15 protein-coding genes and 1 tRNA gene are annotated in these 14,956 nt (G+C 66.1%); 7 read left to right on the forward strand and 9 right to left on the reverse strand.

What is annotated here, in order from left to right; genetic code table 11:
* Nucleotides 1–50 precede the first annotated feature (50 nt).
* Together AC1M14_RS18500 and AC1M14_RS18505 are read left to right on the forward strand one after the other, a co-directional pair.
* A complete protein-coding gene (locus AC1M14_RS18500; protein WP_479730227.1) occupies nt 51–1,277 on the forward strand; it encodes a YeeE/YedE family protein in 1,227 nt (408 codons plus the stop codon).
* A gap of 80 nt (nt 1,278–1,357) precedes the next feature.
* The gene (locus AC1M14_RS18505; protein ID WP_479730228.1) at nt 1,358–3,028 is read left to right on the forward strand and encodes an FMN-binding glutamate synthase family protein; all 1,671 of its coding nucleotides are present in this window, start codon (nt 1,358–1,360) and stop codon (nt 3,026–3,028) included.
* A gap of 4 nt (nt 3,029–3,032) precedes the next feature.
* On the opposite strand, the gene cls is transcribed toward AC1M14_RS18505, so the two are convergent.
* Both cls and AC1M14_RS18515 read right to left on the reverse strand, forming a co-directional pair.
* The gene (cls, locus tag AC1M14_RS18510; RefSeq protein WP_479730229.1) at nt 3,033–4,442 is read right to left on the reverse strand and encodes a cardiolipin synthase; all 1,410 of its coding nucleotides are present in this window, start codon (nt 4,440–4,442) and stop codon (nt 3,033–3,035) included.
* Nucleotides 4,443–4,457: 15 nt separating this feature from the next.
* Entirely contained in the window at nt 4,458–4,790 is a 333-nt protein-coding gene (locus AC1M14_RS18515; RefSeq protein WP_102774701.1) for an ElaB/YgaM/YqjD family protein, read from the reverse strand.
* A gap of 287 nt (nt 4,791–5,077) precedes the next feature.
* Here AC1M14_RS18515 and egtD point away from each other — a divergent pair, with 287 nt between their 5' ends.
* The 4 genes from egtD to AC1M14_RS18535 all read left to right on the forward strand — a co-directional run bounded on the left by egtD (nt 5,078) and on the right by AC1M14_RS18535 (nt 9,072).
* The gene (egtD, locus tag AC1M14_RS18520; RefSeq protein ID WP_102774702.1) at nt 5,078–6,055 is read left to right on the forward strand and encodes an L-histidine N(alpha)-methyltransferase; all 978 of its coding nucleotides are present in this window, start codon (nt 5,078–5,080) and stop codon (nt 6,053–6,055) included.
* A 37-nt stretch (nt 6,056–6,092) separates the two neighbouring features.
* Entirely contained in the window at nt 6,093–7,409 is a 1,317-nt protein-coding gene (egtB, locus tag AC1M14_RS18525) for an ergothioneine biosynthesis protein EgtB (RefSeq protein ID WP_111827040.1), read from the forward strand.
* Nucleotides 7,410–7,499: 90 nt separating this feature from the next.
* Nucleotides 7,500–7,576, forward strand: a tRNA-Met gene (locus tag AC1M14_RS18530).
* 254 nt (nt 7,577–7,830) lie between these two features.
* The gene (locus tag AC1M14_RS18535; RefSeq protein ID WP_479730230.1) at nt 7,831–9,072 is read left to right on the forward strand and encodes a DnaJ domain-containing protein; all 1,242 of its coding nucleotides are present in this window, start codon (nt 7,831–7,833) and stop codon (nt 9,070–9,072) included.
* 102 nt (nt 9,073–9,174) lie between these two features.
* On the opposite strand, the gene AC1M14_RS18540 is transcribed toward AC1M14_RS18535, so the two are convergent.
* The 6 genes from AC1M14_RS18540 to AC1M14_RS18565 all read right to left on the reverse strand — a co-directional run bounded on the left by AC1M14_RS18540 (nt 9,175) and on the right by AC1M14_RS18565 (nt 13,539).
* Nucleotides 9,175–9,603 carry a PIN domain-containing protein gene (locus AC1M14_RS18540; protein ID WP_479730231.1) on the reverse strand — a complete coding sequence of 143 codons (429 nt, stop codon included), beginning with the start codon at nt 9,601–9,603 and terminating at the stop codon, nt 9,175–9,177.
* Nucleotides 9,600–9,854, reverse strand: coding sequence for a type II toxin-antitoxin system Phd/YefM family antitoxin (locus AC1M14_RS18545; protein WP_479730232.1), 255 nt, complete (start codon nt 9,852–9,854; stop codon nt 9,600–9,602). The genes AC1M14_RS18540 and AC1M14_RS18545 overlap by 4 nt, the downstream gene beginning before the upstream one ends.
* Before the next feature lie 351 nt (nt 9,855–10,205).
* Nucleotides 10,206–11,768, reverse strand: a complete 1,563-nt coding sequence (locus AC1M14_RS18550) for a diguanylate cyclase domain-containing protein (RefSeq protein ID WP_479730233.1) — start codon at nt 11,766–11,768, stop codon at nt 10,206–10,208.
* 141 nt (nt 11,769–11,909) lie between these two features.
* Nucleotides 11,910–12,824 carry a hypothetical protein gene (locus tag AC1M14_RS18555; protein ID WP_479730234.1) on the reverse strand — a complete coding sequence of 305 codons (915 nt, stop codon included), beginning with the start codon at nt 12,822–12,824 and terminating at the stop codon, nt 11,910–11,912.
* 161 nt (nt 12,825–12,985) lie between these two features.
* Complete coding sequence (locus AC1M14_RS18560) at nt 12,986–13,156, reverse strand: hypothetical protein (protein WP_479730235.1); 171 nt, start codon at nt 13,154–13,156, stop codon at nt 12,986–12,988.
* 134 nt (nt 13,157–13,290) lie between these two features.
* On the reverse strand, nt 13,291–13,539 hold the full coding sequence (locus tag AC1M14_RS18565; protein WP_479730236.1) for a hypothetical protein: 249 nt from the start codon (nt 13,537–13,539) through the stop codon (nt 13,291–13,293).
* Nucleotides 13,540–13,798: 259 nt separating this feature from the next.
* On the opposite strand from AC1M14_RS18565, the gene AC1M14_RS18570 reads away from it, so the two are divergent.
* Complete coding sequence (locus AC1M14_RS18570) at nt 13,799–13,984, forward strand: hypothetical protein (protein ID WP_102774709.1); 186 nt, start codon at nt 13,799–13,801, stop codon at nt 13,982–13,984.
* A 39-nt stretch (nt 13,985–14,023) separates the two neighbouring features.
* Here the strand turns inward: AC1M14_RS18570 and yddG are convergent, their stop codons facing one another.
* Nucleotides 14,024–14,932: an aromatic amino acid DMT transporter YddG gene (gene yddG / locus AC1M14_RS18575; RefSeq protein ID WP_102774710.1), complete on the reverse strand. Its 909-nt coding sequence runs from the start codon at nt 14,930–14,932 to the stop codon at nt 14,024–14,026.
* Between the last annotated feature and the right edge of the window lie 24 nt (nt 14,933–14,956).

Below are 14,956 nucleotides of genomic sequence, written 5' to 3' on the forward strand. Positions count from 1 at the left end.
GTGCGTCCACGCGCCCGTTTGCATTTCTACGTTTATCCCGGGACTCGCCCATGAGCAGCAACGCCTCGACCCTACCCCTGCCCCCAGCGGCCCTGCCGCCGATCCGCATCAACCGCAAGCCGCTGTGGATCGCCCTGCTGCTGGTGCTGGCCGGCGCCCTGTACCTGAACCAGACCGTGAGCTGGCGCCAGGGCGCGCTGTGGATCGTCGGCGCCCTGCTGGGCGTGACCCTGTACCACGCCTCCTTCGGTTTCACCCAGGCCTGGCGCGTCTTCGTTTCGGACCGCCGCGGCGCCGGGCTGCGCGCGCAGATGCTGATGCTGGCCGCGGGCGTGCTGCTGTTCTTCCCGTTCCTGGCCGCGGGTTCGCTGTTCGGCCAGCCGGTCAGCGGCTTCGTCTCGCCGCCGGGCGTGTCGGTGGTGCTGGGCGCTTTCCTGTTCGGCATCGGCATGCAGCTGGGCGGCGGCTGCGCCTCGGGCACGCTGTTCGCCGTCGGCGGCGGCAATACCCGCATGCTGGTCACGCTGCTGTTCTTCATCGTCGGTTCGGTCATCGCGACCGCCAACTTCGGCTGGTGGTCCAATCTGCCCGCGCTGGCGCCCACCTCGCTGATCAAGACCTGGGGGCTGGCCCCGGCGCTCCTGGCCAACCTGGCCGTGTTCGCGCTGATCGCCTGGGCCGTCACGGCGCTGGAAAAGCGCCGGCACGGCCATGTCATTTCCTTCGCCGCGCGCACCGCCCGTCCGGGCTCGCTGCTGCAGGGGCCGTGGCCGCTGATCTGGGGCGGCGTGGCCCTGGTGGCGCTGAACTTCGCCACGCTGGCGCTGGCCGGCCGCCCCTGGGGCATCACCTCTGCCTTCGCGCTGTGGGGCGCCAAGGCCCTGGACGCCGCCGGCGGCGACGTGGCCACCTGGGCCTACTGGGCCAAGCAGCCGTCGCTGGGCGCGCCGCTGCGCCAGGACGTCACCACGGTCATGGACATCGGCCTGATGCTGGGCGCGCTGGCCGCGGCCAGCGCCGCCGGCAAGTTCGCGCCCGTCTGGAAGGTGCCGGCCCGTTCGCTGGCCGGCGCGGTGATCGGCGGCCTGCTGCTGGGCTATGGCGCGCGCCTGGCCTTCGGCTGCAACATCGGCGCCTACTTCAGCGGCATCCTGTCGGGCAGCCTGCACGCCTGGCTGTGGCTGCCCGCCGCCTTCGCCGGCAGCGCCCTGGGCGTGCGGCTGCGCCCGGCCTTCGGCCTGGCCGTGGAAAAGACGCCGTCGGCATCCAGCTGCTGAGAAACAGTATTCCGGTTTTCGCCCGCTAGGGGCGCCGAGGCTGGTGTATGGTTGCCCCATCCCGAAATACGGAGATGGACATGAGCTGGATTTTCGGCCGCTACACGGCTTTTCTGTTGACCCTGGCGGGCGCGGCGGTCACCGCCGCGCTGGCCTACGCGAGCTCGGCCTGGTGGCTGTGGATCGCCGTGCCGCTGGCGCTGCTGGGCGCGCTCGGCGTCTATGACCTGATCCAGACCCGCCACGCCATCCGGCGCAACTATCCGGTGCTGGGCAATCTGCGCTTCCTGTTCGAATTCATCCGGCCGGAAATCCGCCAGTACTTCCTCGAAGACGACACCCAGGCCGCGCCCTTCTCGCGGGCGCAGCGCTCCATCGTCTACCAGCGCGCCAAGCGCGAGATCGACAAGCGTCCCTTCGGCACCCAGCAGGACGTCTACGGCGACCAGTACGAATGGATCAACCATTCCATGTCGCCCTCGCGCATCGACGACACCGACTTCCGCGTCACCGTGGGCGGCCCGGAATGCAAGCAGCCCTATTCCATGTCGGTGTTCAACATCTCGGCCATGAGCTTCGGCGCGCTGTCGGCCAACGCCGTGCTGGCGCTGAACGAAGGCGCGCGCCAGGGCGACTTCGCGCACGACACCGGCGAAGGCGGCATCAGCCGCTACCACCGCCAGCCCGGCGGCAGCCTGGTGTGGAACATCGGCTCGGGCTACTTCGGCTGCCGCGACGCGCAGGGCGCGTTCTCGGAAGAAGCCTTCGTCAAGAACGCCTGTACGCCGCAGGTCAAGATGATCGAGATCAAGCTGTCGCAGGGCGCCAAGCCCGGCCACGGCGGCATCCTGCCGGCGGGCAAGGTCACGCCCGAGATCGCCGAGGCCCGCGGCGTGGCGCCGTGGCAGGACTGCAATTCGCCGGCCACCCACTCGGCCTTCGACTCGCCCATCGGCCTGATGAAATTCGTGGCGCGCCTGCGCGAGCTGTCCGGCGGCAAGCCGATGGGCTTCAAGTTCTGCGTGGGCCATCCCTGGGAATGGTTCGCCATCGTCAAGGCCATGCTGGAGACCGGCATCACGCCCGACTTCATCGTGGTCGACGGCGCCGAAGGCGGCACCGGCGCGGCGCCCGTCGAATTCGTGGACCATGTCGGCACGCCGCTGCGCGAAGCGCTGCGCCTGGTGCACAACACCCTGATCGGCGTGAACCTGCGCGACCGCATCAAGCTGGGCGCCTCGGGCAAGATCATCACCGCCTTCGACATGGCGCGCGTCATGGCGATGGGCGCCGACTGGTGCAACGCCGCGCGCGGCTTCATGTTCGCCGTCGGCTGCATCCAGGCCCAGGCCTGCCATACCGGCAAATGCCCCACCGGCGTCACCACCCAGGACCCGCTGCGCCAGCGCGCGCTAGTGGTGCCCGACAAGGCGCAGCGCGTGGCCAACTTCCATCGCAACACGCTGCATGCGCTGGCGGAGCTGCTGGCCGCGGCCGGCCTGACGCATCCGGGCCAGCTGCGCCCCCACCACATCGCGCGGCGCATTTCGTCCAGCGAGATCCGGCTGCTGTCGGCGCTGTTTCCCGAGCTGACCCCGGGCGAGCTGCTGCGCGGCGAATTCCGCCACCAGGTGTTTCGCGCCGGCTGGGCCATGGCGCAGGCCCATTCGTTCCAGCCGACCCACGACATCCCCACGGCCCTGGAACTGGCGCGCGCGATGCAGGCGGCGCCGGCCCCCGGCCGCGCCTGAGCCGCTAGAGCCAGCGCTCGAACATGCGCGAGAAAAACTCCATGGAACGGTCTTTCACGCCCCGGGCCTGCCAGGCCTCGGGCGTGATGCGCACCGAATCGGCGACGTCGCGCTGGAACAGCGCCTCCATTTCGCCGGCGAAGTCAGGCCCCAGCACCACCGCGTTGATTTCGTAGTTCAGCGCGAAACTGCGCCAGTCCATATTGCTGGACCCCACGGTGGACCAGACCCCGTCGACCACCGCGGTCTTGGCGTGCAGCAAGGCGTCGCGCCGTTCATAGAGCTTGACGCCGGCCTCCAGCAGGTCGGCGTAATGCGAGCGCCCGGCATGGAACACCAGTGACGAATCGCTGAAGCCCGGCAGCACCAGCACCACGTCGACCCCGCGCCGCGCGGCCGCCGTCAGCACGTCGATGAAGGCCGGGTCCGGCACGAAGTACGCCATCGTGATGTGTATGTATTTCTGCGCGCTTTCGAACGCCGACATCAGCGTCAGGTACACCGTGTAGCCATCGCTGCGGTCCGGCTGGTTGGCCAGTATCCGCACGCTGGTGTCGCCCGCGGCCGGCGCCACGTAGGCGTCGCCGCCTTTCAGCGGTTCCTTGGTCTGCGACTCCCAGCCGGTCCGGATGACGGCCTCCAGCTCGGCCACCGCCGGCCCCTCGATGCGCAGATGCGTGTCGCGCCAGGGCGCGGTCCGCGCGTCGCCGGCCGCGGCGGCGTCGGACTTGCCCGATCCCGAACTCGACCCCGGCGAGGACTCGTACACGCTGCTGACGTTCAGCCCGCCCAGATAGCCCACCTTGCCGTCGACCACCAGCACCTTGCGGTGATTGCGCTGGTTCGGCGACCAGCCGGCGCGCGCCAGCGCCGGATTGACCGGATTGAAGACCGCCACCTGCACGCCCGCATCGCGCAGGCGGTCGAACAGCGCGTCGGGCGTCTTGATCGTTCCGATCGCATCGACCATCAGCGACACCTCGGCGCCGCGCGCGCGCGCCGCGATCAGCGCATCGGCGAAGCGCGAACCCTCGGTGTCGTCGTCGAAGATGTAGGTCTCCATGTGCACGTAGCGGCGCGCCTGGCCGATGGATTGCAGCATGGCCCGATAGGTGCTGGGCCCGTCTGCCAGCAGCCGGACACGATTGCCCGGCACCAGCGGCGCGCCGCTGACCGCCTGTTCGACGGCGAGGTGGCGCGCCAGGAAATCGTCCTTGGGCGTGCGCGGGTCGGCGCTGATGCCCTGGCTGCGGCGATAGCTGTCGAGCGCCGCGTCGGCCGACTGGCTGGCCTGCGCGGCGCGCGCCTCGCGCTCGGCGGAATCCGGCACGCTGGCGCAGCTGGCCAGCAGCATGGCGCAGGCCAGCGCCAGGGCGCGCGCCCACGGCCGGGCGCAGGCCGCAGACGGCCTCATGATGGAGAAACGGGACTAGCGCCGGCCGCTCGCCAGCAGGCAGCCCAGCAAGGCGCCGACCAGCGCGGCCACGCCCACCGATTTCCAGGCGTGCTCGTGCACGTACTCGTCGGCATAGACGGAGGCCTGCCGCGCGCGTTCGCGCGCCGCGCCCTCCCACTGGCCGGCGGATTCGCGCGCATCGGCCAGCTGGCGGCGCAGGCGCGCCCGCGCCGCCTCGATCTCGGAGCCCGTATACGAAGCCGTCGAACGCAGCAGGTCTTCGGTGCCCGCCAGCAGTTCATGGAAGCTGTCGCTCACCCGTTCGCGGTGCAAAGCCATTTCGGCGCGTTGGTGCTTTCGGTTCATGGTCGCTCCTTGTGATTATTTGAAGGGAGTCGGGCCTGCCTGCGCCCACCGCGGCGGGCTGCGTCAGGCCATGGTGCCTATTGTGACGCCCGCCCGGACGCGGCGCCCGAGCTTTGGCAACCAGCCGTAATTCGATATTTCAGCCGCCGGACGCCGGCTCACGGTCCCGGCTCCGATTTGGTAAAAGTCCATTGCATTCAGCGGCTTAGGCTTGACACCCCGACCCCCATCCCCACGACAATAGACCTTTGCAATGCGCTTCAAGCTCTCAAAAAGGAACTGAACGCATGGTTTCTCCCTCCACCCTGTTCGCCCCCGCCGCCACCGAATTCATCGACCGGCACCCGCAGCAGCCCAGTCCGGAGCAGGTCGAATTGCGCGACGGGCTGCTGGACCAGCCGGCCCACGTCGATCCCAAGTTCCTGTACGACGCGCTCGGCTCGGCGCTGTTCACCGCCATCACCCAGCTGCCGGAGTACTACCCCACGCGCTGCGAGGCGGAAATCTTCCAGCGCCACGGCGCAGCCATCGCCCGCCATGTCGGCCCGGTGCAAGCCATGATAGACCTGGGCGCGGGCGACTGCGTCAAGGCGGAGCGCCTGTTCGCCAGCCTGCGCCCGCGCCATTACGTGCCCATCGACATCTCCGCCGACTACCTGCAATCGGCGGTGCGGCGGCTGCGGCTCTCGTATCCCGAACTGCAGATCACCGCGCTGGGGCAGGACTACACCCACGCGCTGGCGCTGCCGGCCGACATCCCCGCTGCCCAGCGGCTGTTCTTCTATCCCGGCTCCAGCATCGGCAACCTCAGCCCCGAAGACGCGCTCGCCATGCTGCGGCGTATCCGCGGCCAGTGCGAAGGCGGCGGCCTGCTGGTCGGCGTGGACCGCGTCAAGCCGGCGCAGGTGCTCGAGCCCGCCTACGACGACGCGCTGCACCTGACCGCGGCCTTCAACCTGAACCTGCTGCGGCACGTGAACCGCCTGCTGGACGCCGATTTCGACGTGGCCGACTGGCGCCACGTGGCGCGCTTCGACAGCGCGCGCTCGCGCATCGAGATGCACCTGGAGGCGCTGCGCGCCGTGCGGGTCGCCTGGCCCGGCGGCCAGCGCGAATTCGGCGCCGGCGAACGCATCCACACCGAGAACTCCTACAAATTCACCCCGCAGTCCTTTGCCGCCCTGCTCGGCAGCGCCGGCTATCGCGACGTCGCGCACTGGTCGGATTCCCGCGGCTGGTTTTCGGTTTTCAGCGCCCGCGCCTGATGCCGGGCAAGACACTAAACGCCACTGGAGGATCGCCATGGAACCTGCGTGCCTGCTGACCCACCCCGCCACCGGACCGTACGCGGCCGGCCAGGCCGGCCAGCATGACCGCTACGACGCGGTGCGCCTGACGACGGCGGCCCTCGCCGCGCCGCTCAGCCCGGAGGATTGCCAGGTCCAGTCCATGCCGGACTGCAGCCCCGTCAAATGGCACCTCGCGCACACCACCTGGTTCTTCGAGACCTTTCTGCTGGGCCGCTTTCACCCCTCCTACGCGGTATTCCACCCGCAGTACCGCATGCTCTTCAATTCCTACTACAACGCCATCGGCGCCAAGCATCCGCGCCCGCAGCGCGGCCTGCTGTCGCGCCCCTCGCTGGGCGAAGTGCAGCAATACCGCCAGCACGTGGACGGCGCCATGCACGAACTGATCTCGCGCCTGGGCGGCAACGACGCGGAGTTCGACGCCCTGCTGGAACTGGGCCTGAACCATGAGCAGCAGCACCAGGAACTGATCCTCACCGACCTGAAGCACATGCTCTCGGCCAATCCGCTGCGCCCGGCCTACGTGGCGCCCGGCGCGACCGCCCTGCCCCCGGCCACGCCCGCCGGCTGGACCCGCTACGCCGGCGGCATCACGCGCATCGGCCACGACGGACGCGGCTTCGGCTTCGACAACGAGGGCCCGGCGCACGACGTGCTGCTGGCCCCCTTCCACCTCGCCGACCGCCTCGTGACCCAGCACGAATACCTGGCTTTCATCCAGGACGGCGGCTACAAGCGGCCCGAGCTGTGGCTGTCCCTGGGCTGGGACCAGGTCTGCGCGCAAGGCTGGCAGGCGCCGCTCTACTGGGAACGGCAGCGCGACGGCTGGCGCCTGTTCACGCTGCGCGGCATGCAGGAGCTGGAACTGCAGGCCCCGGTCACGCACGTCAGCTACTTCGAGGCCGACGCCTACGCCCGTTGGGCCCGCGTGCGCCTGCCGCGCGAAGCCGAATGGGAACACGCCGCCCGCCAGTTGCCCGAGGGCGCCCTGTCGGGCCGCGCCAACATGCTGGAAAACGGCCACCTCGACCCGCGCCCCGCCCCCGCCCGCAACGGTTCGGGCGGGCCGGTGCAGCTCTTCGGCGACGCCTGGGAGTGGACCTGTAGCGCCTACGACGCCTACCCCGGCTTCCGCCCCGACGCCGGCGCCGTCGGCGAATACAACGGCAAATTCATGTGCAGCCAGTACGTGCTGCGCGGCGGCTCCTGCGCCACCCCCAGGGACCACATCCGCCCGAGCTACCGCAACTTCTTCCCGCCCGACGCCCGCTGGCAGTTCTCCGGCATCCGCCTGGCGCGAGACGCCTGAAAAAATGATGGCCGACTGCTTGCGCATGGAAAAAAATCTGTGCTAGAATTTCGTTCTTCGTTGATCGCTACTAGTAATTAACGAAGACGTGGCGCATTAGCTCAGCCGGTTAGAGCGACGGAATCATAATCCGCAGGTCCCCTGTTCGAATCAGGGATGCGCCACCAAGAATTTCAAGGCCCGCAAGCGATTGCGGGCCTTTTTGTTTTTGATCGCACATGAACATCGACAGCGCCTATTTGGCCCTAGCTCGTTAGCGAACTGATGTCATCGCAAATCAAACGAGGCTCTTTGTCGCAATCAACGCTGCGATAAGCCACGATAGCGCTCGCTTAGACAGAGAACTTTCGCCCAAAAAGCAACAATACGATAATTTAGTTTTCAATACTTCTTCAATTGCCCTCGTGGCGGCACGATTCACATGGGTTACAAACTCCACACCCACTACGACAACTTGAAGGTCGCCAGGAACGCGCCTGACTTCGTTATTCGCGCTGCCTATAGGGCTCTTTCACAGCAATATCACCCTGATAAGAACCCCGGAGACGAAGCTGCTGCACATATCATGCGGCTCATAAATCAGGCATATGCTGAATTATCCGACCCAGCGAAGCGCCAAGCCCACGACGCATGGATTGCTCGCCAAGAAGCCGAATCTCGCAAGCGTACTGAACAGGCTACAAGCACCGAACAGCCCAATCCTGCCGCATCAGCGGCTAAGGCACCCTCCGGTCAATCATCAAAAAACAACAACGTAAACGGTGCACCTTCCGCATCTGGGACCTCACGCCGGTGGAATGGTTGGATGTTGTGTAGCGGAGTGCTCGTACTTGTTCTGTTCTTAGCCCTCTATAACTCAAGCGCTCGTAAATCATCGATATCTTCAATCGCCCCTTCAACGACAACAGTACCGCCCACCCATTCCCTTGCTCAAAGGCCCAGCGCCTCCAAAAACGTACCCACCGATTCTGGCGTCAACACGCGCACACCTACCAACATTGCCACTAGGCCTATAGCGAACCTCCCGCTTCCCAGGGGCCGAGTCATATCTCCGGAGCTAAACGTAAGAGCCGGCCCGAGCACGAAGCATGACATTGTCGCAAGACTGCGCTTTCTAGATAGCGTAACCATTGAAGGAGATGCGACGGCGGGTTGGCTGCCCATTTCGCACCAAGCCGGTTTTGGCTACGTAAATGGCGCGTTCCTCCAGGTTGGAGATGACAACACAACTCTTCAGACCATCTGCAATGATGTGGACTTCCCGCCGCCTTCGGGAACCGTGCTCAAGCAACCAGCCTCACTTGGAGAACATGAGCTTCGAATCACTGCCCCCTTCGGAATCGACGCCCTTGTGAAATTGAAAGATCAAGCTGGCAGGACCGTTTTGACAGGATTTGTACGAGGCGGTGACTCTCGCAACTTTCAAGGAATTCCCACTGGTTCCTACACTGCATGGTTCGCAACTGGACGTCAATTTAGCCAGCGTTGCGGGCGATTCCTCCAAGACATGAATGTCACCTTTGATCCGGTCGCCAAGTCGTACAGGAGGACGTATGCAGGCAATAGTGTTTACACGACAATCATGGAGTACTCGCTTCAACGGCAAGTAAACGGCAATTTTCAACCATCGGCCGGCGACTCAGAACTGTTTCTGGCAGACTGATTTACGGATAGGGTAACGAATACTTCGTTCTAGCACTTTTCTCTGCGCATTTGGGATAGGGCACTGGATAGCACGCTGGCGACGTCAGCCTATCGCCCCCTTCTACGCAGCCGGTTCCCACGGATTGACAATCATCACGCCGGTGGCCTCGAAATCGGCCACGTTGCGCGTGACCACCGTCATTCCGTGCACTAGAGCCGTAGCCGCAATCAGCGCATCACACTCGTTACGTTTGTCGGGCACATGCAGGCGCGCGCAACGCTGCGCCACCGCCGTATCGACAGGCAGTGTCCGTCCAGAAAACTCCAGCAAGACATGCTGCTCCAGCCACGCACGCAGCAGCCCCCCTTGGGCGGCATCCTTGCGCTCGATAGACAAAATGCCTAACTCCAGCTCCATGATGGTGATGGCTGACAAAAAAAGATCGGCGGCATCCACGCTTTCCGCCCATTTCGCCACACCCGGATGGGCCTTGCCCGCCCGAACTTTTCTCAGTTCGGACACCACGTTGGTATCAAGCAGGTACATCACGAAAGATCAACCGGCCTGGGTACGATATTGGCTCGCTGAGGCTCAAACTCAATGTCAGCGATGTCCGGCATGGCCAGCGCGTCGGCAATATTGCGACGCTGCCGAGTAAGCCGTCGATACTCCTCGATGCTCAATAGCACATGCGCAGGCTTGCCGCGATCCGTGATGATTACAGGGCCGTTCTTGGCGGCTTTCTTCGCCCGTGTAACGTCCTGGTTCAGCTCACGACTGGATAGCATGGTGATGGTCACAGTGGCGCCTCCGGTCCTGAATTCTCAATGTAGGTACGTTACTACAAAATAATCAGAAACCCAAGAAGCGTTCTTGCCGGACTTGGCGAGGCGGCGGCATCCAATTCCAGCCGCCACCAGCGCAGAAAGAACAAGGGTTCCCGTGTTTATCCAGAAGCCCTTAGATTCCCCAAGCAGAGCCATACCTCGGCCGGCATGGTCAGTCGTACCCGCCTTCGCGAACCAGCTTCATCATGGTGGGATCTCCTATCGGGATTGCCTGACCGGCAAACGCTTTCCAGAAGCAACTTACTGAAAATCGCGGCCTGAGCCCACCTGCCTGCGCCGCAAGCGGGACATATCGCTCCCTGCCTAGAACGGATACACCACCACCCTGTCGCCCCCCGCTTTCTTGGCCGCGTACAGCGCCTGGTCGGCGGATTTCAGGACTTCACAGACGTCTTCGTTGTCGTGGGGCCAGCGGGCCACGCCGATGGAGATGGTGATGCAGCCCACGCCGTCGGGCATATGGGTGTTGGCGACGGCTGCGCGGATGCGTGCGGCCACCAGTTGGGCTACCCGGGGGTTGCCTGCCGGCATCAGCACCAGGAATTCCTCGCCGCCGATGCGGCACGGCAGGTCGCCCGCGCGGATGACGGCGCGCAGCAGGTCGGCCAGCGTCATCAGCACCTTGTCGCCGGCGGCATGGCCGTAGGTGTCGTTGACGCGCTTGAAGCGGTCGATGTCCAGGGCCAGCACCGAGAACGGCTGATGCGAGGCCATCAGCCGTTCGATCGCGCCTTCCATGCCGCGCCGGTTCATGAGCCGGGTCATGGGATCGGTGTGCGTTTCGGTGTTGAGCTGGGTGATCCGGCGCCGGTGCTGCGCCAGCGTCACGCATACGGCTTCGCGCAGCTGCTGCGCCTCGTAGTACCACGGCCGCAGGCCGCGCAAGGGCTTCTCGTCCCTGCCGCCGTCGTCGCGCCGCATGGCCTGGGCCAATTGAGACAGCGGATGCGCGATGCCGCGGGCCAGCACGTAAATCAGCAGCAGCGTCAGCGCCGCGGCCGGCACGGAATACAGCAGCGCGCGGCGCAGCAGGTCGCGTTGCGGCTCCAGCGTGACCGCCTCCGGGGTCTGCACCACCACGCCCCACTTGCCGCTGCGCATGGGCGCGTAGCCGGCGAAGTAACGCTTGCCGCGCGTGCCGGTGACGGCCACCGCGCCGGCCTCGCCCCGCCCGAGCGCATCGACCACCACGTTGCCGCTTTCGTTCGTTCCGATCAGGGACTTGTCCTGGTGCACCAGGACCTTGCCGCCGGAATCGACGACATAGACGTTGGAACCGTCGTGGTGGAAATGGACGCTGACAAGGCGGTCAAGTTCGTTGTCCTGCTGCAGGAAGATCACCGCGCCGAGCAGGCCCAGATAGCTGCCCTCGGCGTCGCGGATCGGTTGTGAAAATAGGACTATCGGAAAGCCGTCGGCGGACAAATAGACGGCCGAGACATGGCCGGCGACTTCGCGCTGGTCGATTTCGACGCGGCTCAGCATCGCCGGCTTCTGGGTGAGTTCGGGCGCCAGCGATTCGAATGCGATGACTCTGTTGTCGCGGTCGGCGACGAAAGCCGCGACCACGCCGTCGGACTGCCGGGCGACCCTGGCGGCCTCGGCGGCCAGGGCTTGGGGCGAGGACAGCAGCGCCGGCAGACGGCTGGCGCTGACTTCCAGCTGCCGCTGCACGGACCCGATGTACAGGTCCACGGTGGCGGCGAGCTTGGCGGCATACGCCCGGTTGGCCTCCAGGGACCGGGCGATCAATTGCTCCTTCTGAACGATCTGGGCCGCGGCCAGGGCGTTGACGAACGCGATCATCGCCGTCAGCACCCCCAACGCGACAATAAGCAGTAGCAGCGTGATTCTCGGCTTTCTCAACCAATCCCCCCTTCGCCTGCGCTTGCGGATACGAATCCGATTTCTACCATCTCGCGGCGAAATACACATCGGGCCGAAATTGGCGGCCACGGGCCTGCCCGGCCCGCGGCATACGCTGTTTGAGCGGCGAGAAAAACCAGACTAAGGCAGGTCCCGGCGCCGTCCGCCCCAGGTCGCCGCCAGGCTTGCCACGAAGGCGCCGATCAGCATCGAGGCGAAGCCCCACAGCGCCAATGCGGCGGCCGCCTTGCGCGCGGCGTCCGCGGCCTCCTTGGCCTTCTGCTTGGCTTCGTCGGCCGTTTTGCGGGCATCCTGGATCGCCTGTTCGACGCGGCGCTGCGCCGCGTCCGGCTCGATGCCGGCCTGCGCCGCCACCACTTTCGCTACGTAGTCGCGGTCCGCCGGCGTCATGTCGCCGCGCGCCAGGCTGACGGCCACGATGCGCCCGACTTCGGCGCGCGCGCTGGCGCGGTCGCCTGTGGCGTCGGGCCGTTCGGCGCGCAGCAGCAGGTCGGCCAGGTAATCGCCGGTCTGCGCCATGCCGCCCGAGCCCGCGCCCGATGCCGCGGCGCCGCCCGCCGCCGACGCGGCGACCGTGGCGCCGGCGCCCGCCATCGAGGCGCCGGTCTTGGCCACGCCCGTGGCCAGCGAGACGATGGAGGCTCCCACCAGCGCGGCGCTGACGACGGCGCTCAGCGCCCACACCAGAAAGCCGTGCGCGGTGTCGCGGAAGTAGATCTCATCGGTGTGCACGTCGGCCCATTTAGTGCGCAGGCGGCCGGTGACATAGCCGGCGATGCCGTAGGCGACGATCTGGGTGAACAGCATCCAGGCGATGACGCCGATGCCGGCCGCGGGCGCCGAGAGGCCCTCGTCTCCCCATGGGGAAACCGAGAGAAAGCCCAGGCCGGCGCCGCCGGCGAACAGGGCCAGCGACAGCGCGGCCGCGATGACCGCGCCGGCGAACACGGCCGCCCACGAGACCGCGGAGGCCGCGGATTCCCGTGGCAGCGCGCCGCCGGTATAGGGTTGGTTCAACATCGATGCGTTTTCCATGGACTATTCCTCGTTCATTGCGGGTAGGCTGCGGCGTAGGTCAATGCCAGAAAAGCGCGAGCAGGATGATGATGGGGATGGGCACGCCCAGCAGCCACAACAGGATCGATCGCATGAGTAAGCCTCCTTGCTTGGATTGCGCATAGCGCGGGATGCGGCGCTCAGGCCAGGTCTATCGTGCGCGGGTCGCTGGGGTCGGGCCGGCGCGGGTCGGGCGGGACTTCCTCGCCGGGATCGTCGGGCGGCGGCACGGAGCCATCGGGCGGCAGGCTGCCGGGTATCGTGGGATCGTCCGGCGGCAGATCGTCGGGCTGGCCGGGTTCTCTATGCATGGACTGGGACATGGCGGAATCTCCTCGATCGGCGCAGGATGCGCACGCGCCCTCCAGCAATCCGCGTGCCCGCGCGGGCAGCAAAAAGCCCTCTGGCGAGGGCTTGGAAAAGGAGAAGAATGAGGCGGGCCGGTTCAGGACCTGGAGCGGCCGTCCTTGCCCGGCTCGGGGCTTTGCGGATCGCTGCCCAGGAATTCCACCACCGCGGCCTTGCCCGCGGCCGACGCCTCGTCCTGGCTGCCGTAGCGCTTTTCGGAATAATTGGTGCTGCGCACATTGCCGCTTTCCGGGTCGAACAGGGTGATGATCCAGGCGAATTCGCCCGGCATCAGTTGCCTGACCTGCAATGTGGCGCGCGTGCCCGGACGCAATTTCTGCGGCATGTGGCGGCCTCTTGATGGGACTCGATGCCGCCATCGTAGCGCAAACCAGCGGCGCATCGCCGCTTTGAAGGCCGTCCCGAAATGCTGCATGCGCACATGGATTTCATGCTGCAGGGTGCGCGGCTAATACGCCACAAACCGCGCGCGCCGTCAGGAAAACCCTAGGGCCCGCCGCCCGAATACAGGCGCACAATCAATACAAACATCTAGACCGCTCAGCGGCGCCGAATCCCTTTAATCAGGCGAGGACGGAGACAACATGACTCACGTAGCAGTGGTTATCAGCTGTTTGATGGTTATGGGTATCGTCGCGTTGGTGATTCAAACGATTCAAACCGCAGGGCCCGAGCCCTTGCTGAAAATATCGGCGGCGATCGTCAGTTCCCTGTTCGCTTCGCTGCTGCTGATCCCGCTGGGATACGCGGTCGCGCAATCCGTGCTCTGACCGAGCGATTCTTCTTTGACATGACGGCCCGGCCTGGGGCTACACGCCCCGGGCCGGCCTGTTGCGCGTCGCCGCCCAGCAGATCAGCGACCCGGCGGTGACCATGGCCACCCCTTGCCAGAACGGCGCGCCCAGGCGCGTCGACAGCCACACGGCGGCGAAAAAGGTGGAGAACACCGGCGTGAAATACGAGGCGGTGGCGAGCAAGGTCAGGTTGCCCTTGAGTATGCCCACGTTCCACAGCGCGTAGCCGGCCGCCATGGCTCCGCCGGTCACGCCAAGCTCCAGCGTGGCGGGCCACGTGAACGCCAGCGCGGGCTCCGCGCCCAGCAGGTATTTGGTCCACAGGGCCGCCGCGGTCAGCATGAAAAACAGCGCGACGCCGTTCTTGCCGTCGGCGTAGCGGCGCGTCACGTTGCAATACAAGGCCCAGATGACGGCGCCGCTGAACGCCAGCCCGTAGCTCAGGGGATTGCTGGAGACGTTGGCCACGGTGCGTTCCCAGGACAGCCCGCCCGAGCCGCCGACGACCCAGACAATGCCGCCCAGCGACAGCAGGATGCCGGGCGCCACCCAGGCGCTGGCGCGCTGGCCGTTGATGAGCATGGCCAGCACCACCGTGAAGCAGGGCCACAGGTAGTTGACGATGCCCAGTTCGATCGCCTGCGCGCGGTCGGCGGCGTAGCCCAGCGAGAGCGAAAGGCAGATCTCGTAGGCGACGAAGAGCAGGCTGCCGACGATGAGATAGGAACGGGGGAAAGCGCGCAGCCTGGGAAAGCCCAGCAAAAGCACCAGGAAAATGGAGCCCGCCGTATAGATCAGCGCCGCCCCGCCGACGGGGCCGAAGTTTTCGCTGACGCTGCGGATCAGGCCGACGACCGTGCCCCACAGCAGCACCGCCAGCAAACCCGAAGTCGTGGCCATGTTCCGGCCGATGGTGAATTGCATTTCCGCTTCCGATGGTGCGCCGCG

It is taken from the genome of Achromobacter sp. SX5, from assembly GCF_056711425.1.

Bases quoted from the DNA above. Each gene is read 5' to 3' on its own strand.
- AC1M14_RS18570 (WP_102774709.1), top strand. From the start codon at position 13,799: ATGACTCACGTAGCAGTGGTTATCAGCTGTTTGATGGTTATGGGTATC.
- egtB (WP_111827040.1), top strand. From the start codon at position 6,093: ATGGAACCTGCGTGCCTGCTGACCCACCCCGCCACCGGACCGTACGCG.
- AC1M14_RS18515 (WP_102774701.1), bottom strand. From the start codon at position 4,790: ATGAACCGAAAGCACCAACGCGCCGAAATGGCTTTGCACCGCGAACGG.
- cls (WP_479730229.1), bottom strand. From the start codon at position 4,442: ATGAGGCCGTCTGCGGCCTGCGCCCGGCCGTGGGCGCGCGCCCTGGCG.
- AC1M14_RS18555 (WP_479730234.1), bottom strand. From the start codon at position 12,824: ATGGAAAACGCATCGATGTTGAACCAACCCTATACCGGCGGCGCGCTG.
- yddG (WP_102774710.1), bottom strand. From the start codon at position 14,932: ATGCAATTCACCATCGGCCGGAACATGGCCACGACTTCGGGTTTGCTG.
- AC1M14_RS18560 (WP_479730235.1), bottom strand. From the start codon at position 13,156: ATGCATAGAGAACCCGGCCAGCCCGACGATCTGCCGCCGGACGATCCC.
- AC1M14_RS18505 (WP_479730228.1), top strand. From the start codon at position 1,358: ATGAGCTGGATTTTCGGCCGCTACACGGCTTTTCTGTTGACCCTGGCG.
- AC1M14_RS18565 (WP_479730236.1), bottom strand. From the start codon at position 13,539: ATGCCGCAGAAATTGCGTCCGGGCACGCGCGCCACATTGCAGGTCAGG.
- egtD (WP_102774702.1), top strand. From the start codon at position 5,078: ATGGTTTCTCCCTCCACCCTGTTCGCCCCCGCCGCCACCGAATTCATC.
- AC1M14_RS18535 (WP_479730230.1), top strand. From the start codon at position 7,831: ATGGGTTACAAACTCCACACCCACTACGACAACTTGAAGGTCGCCAGG.
- AC1M14_RS18500 (WP_479730227.1), top strand. From the start codon at position 51: ATGAGCAGCAACGCCTCGACCCTACCCCTGCCCCCAGCGGCCCTGCCG.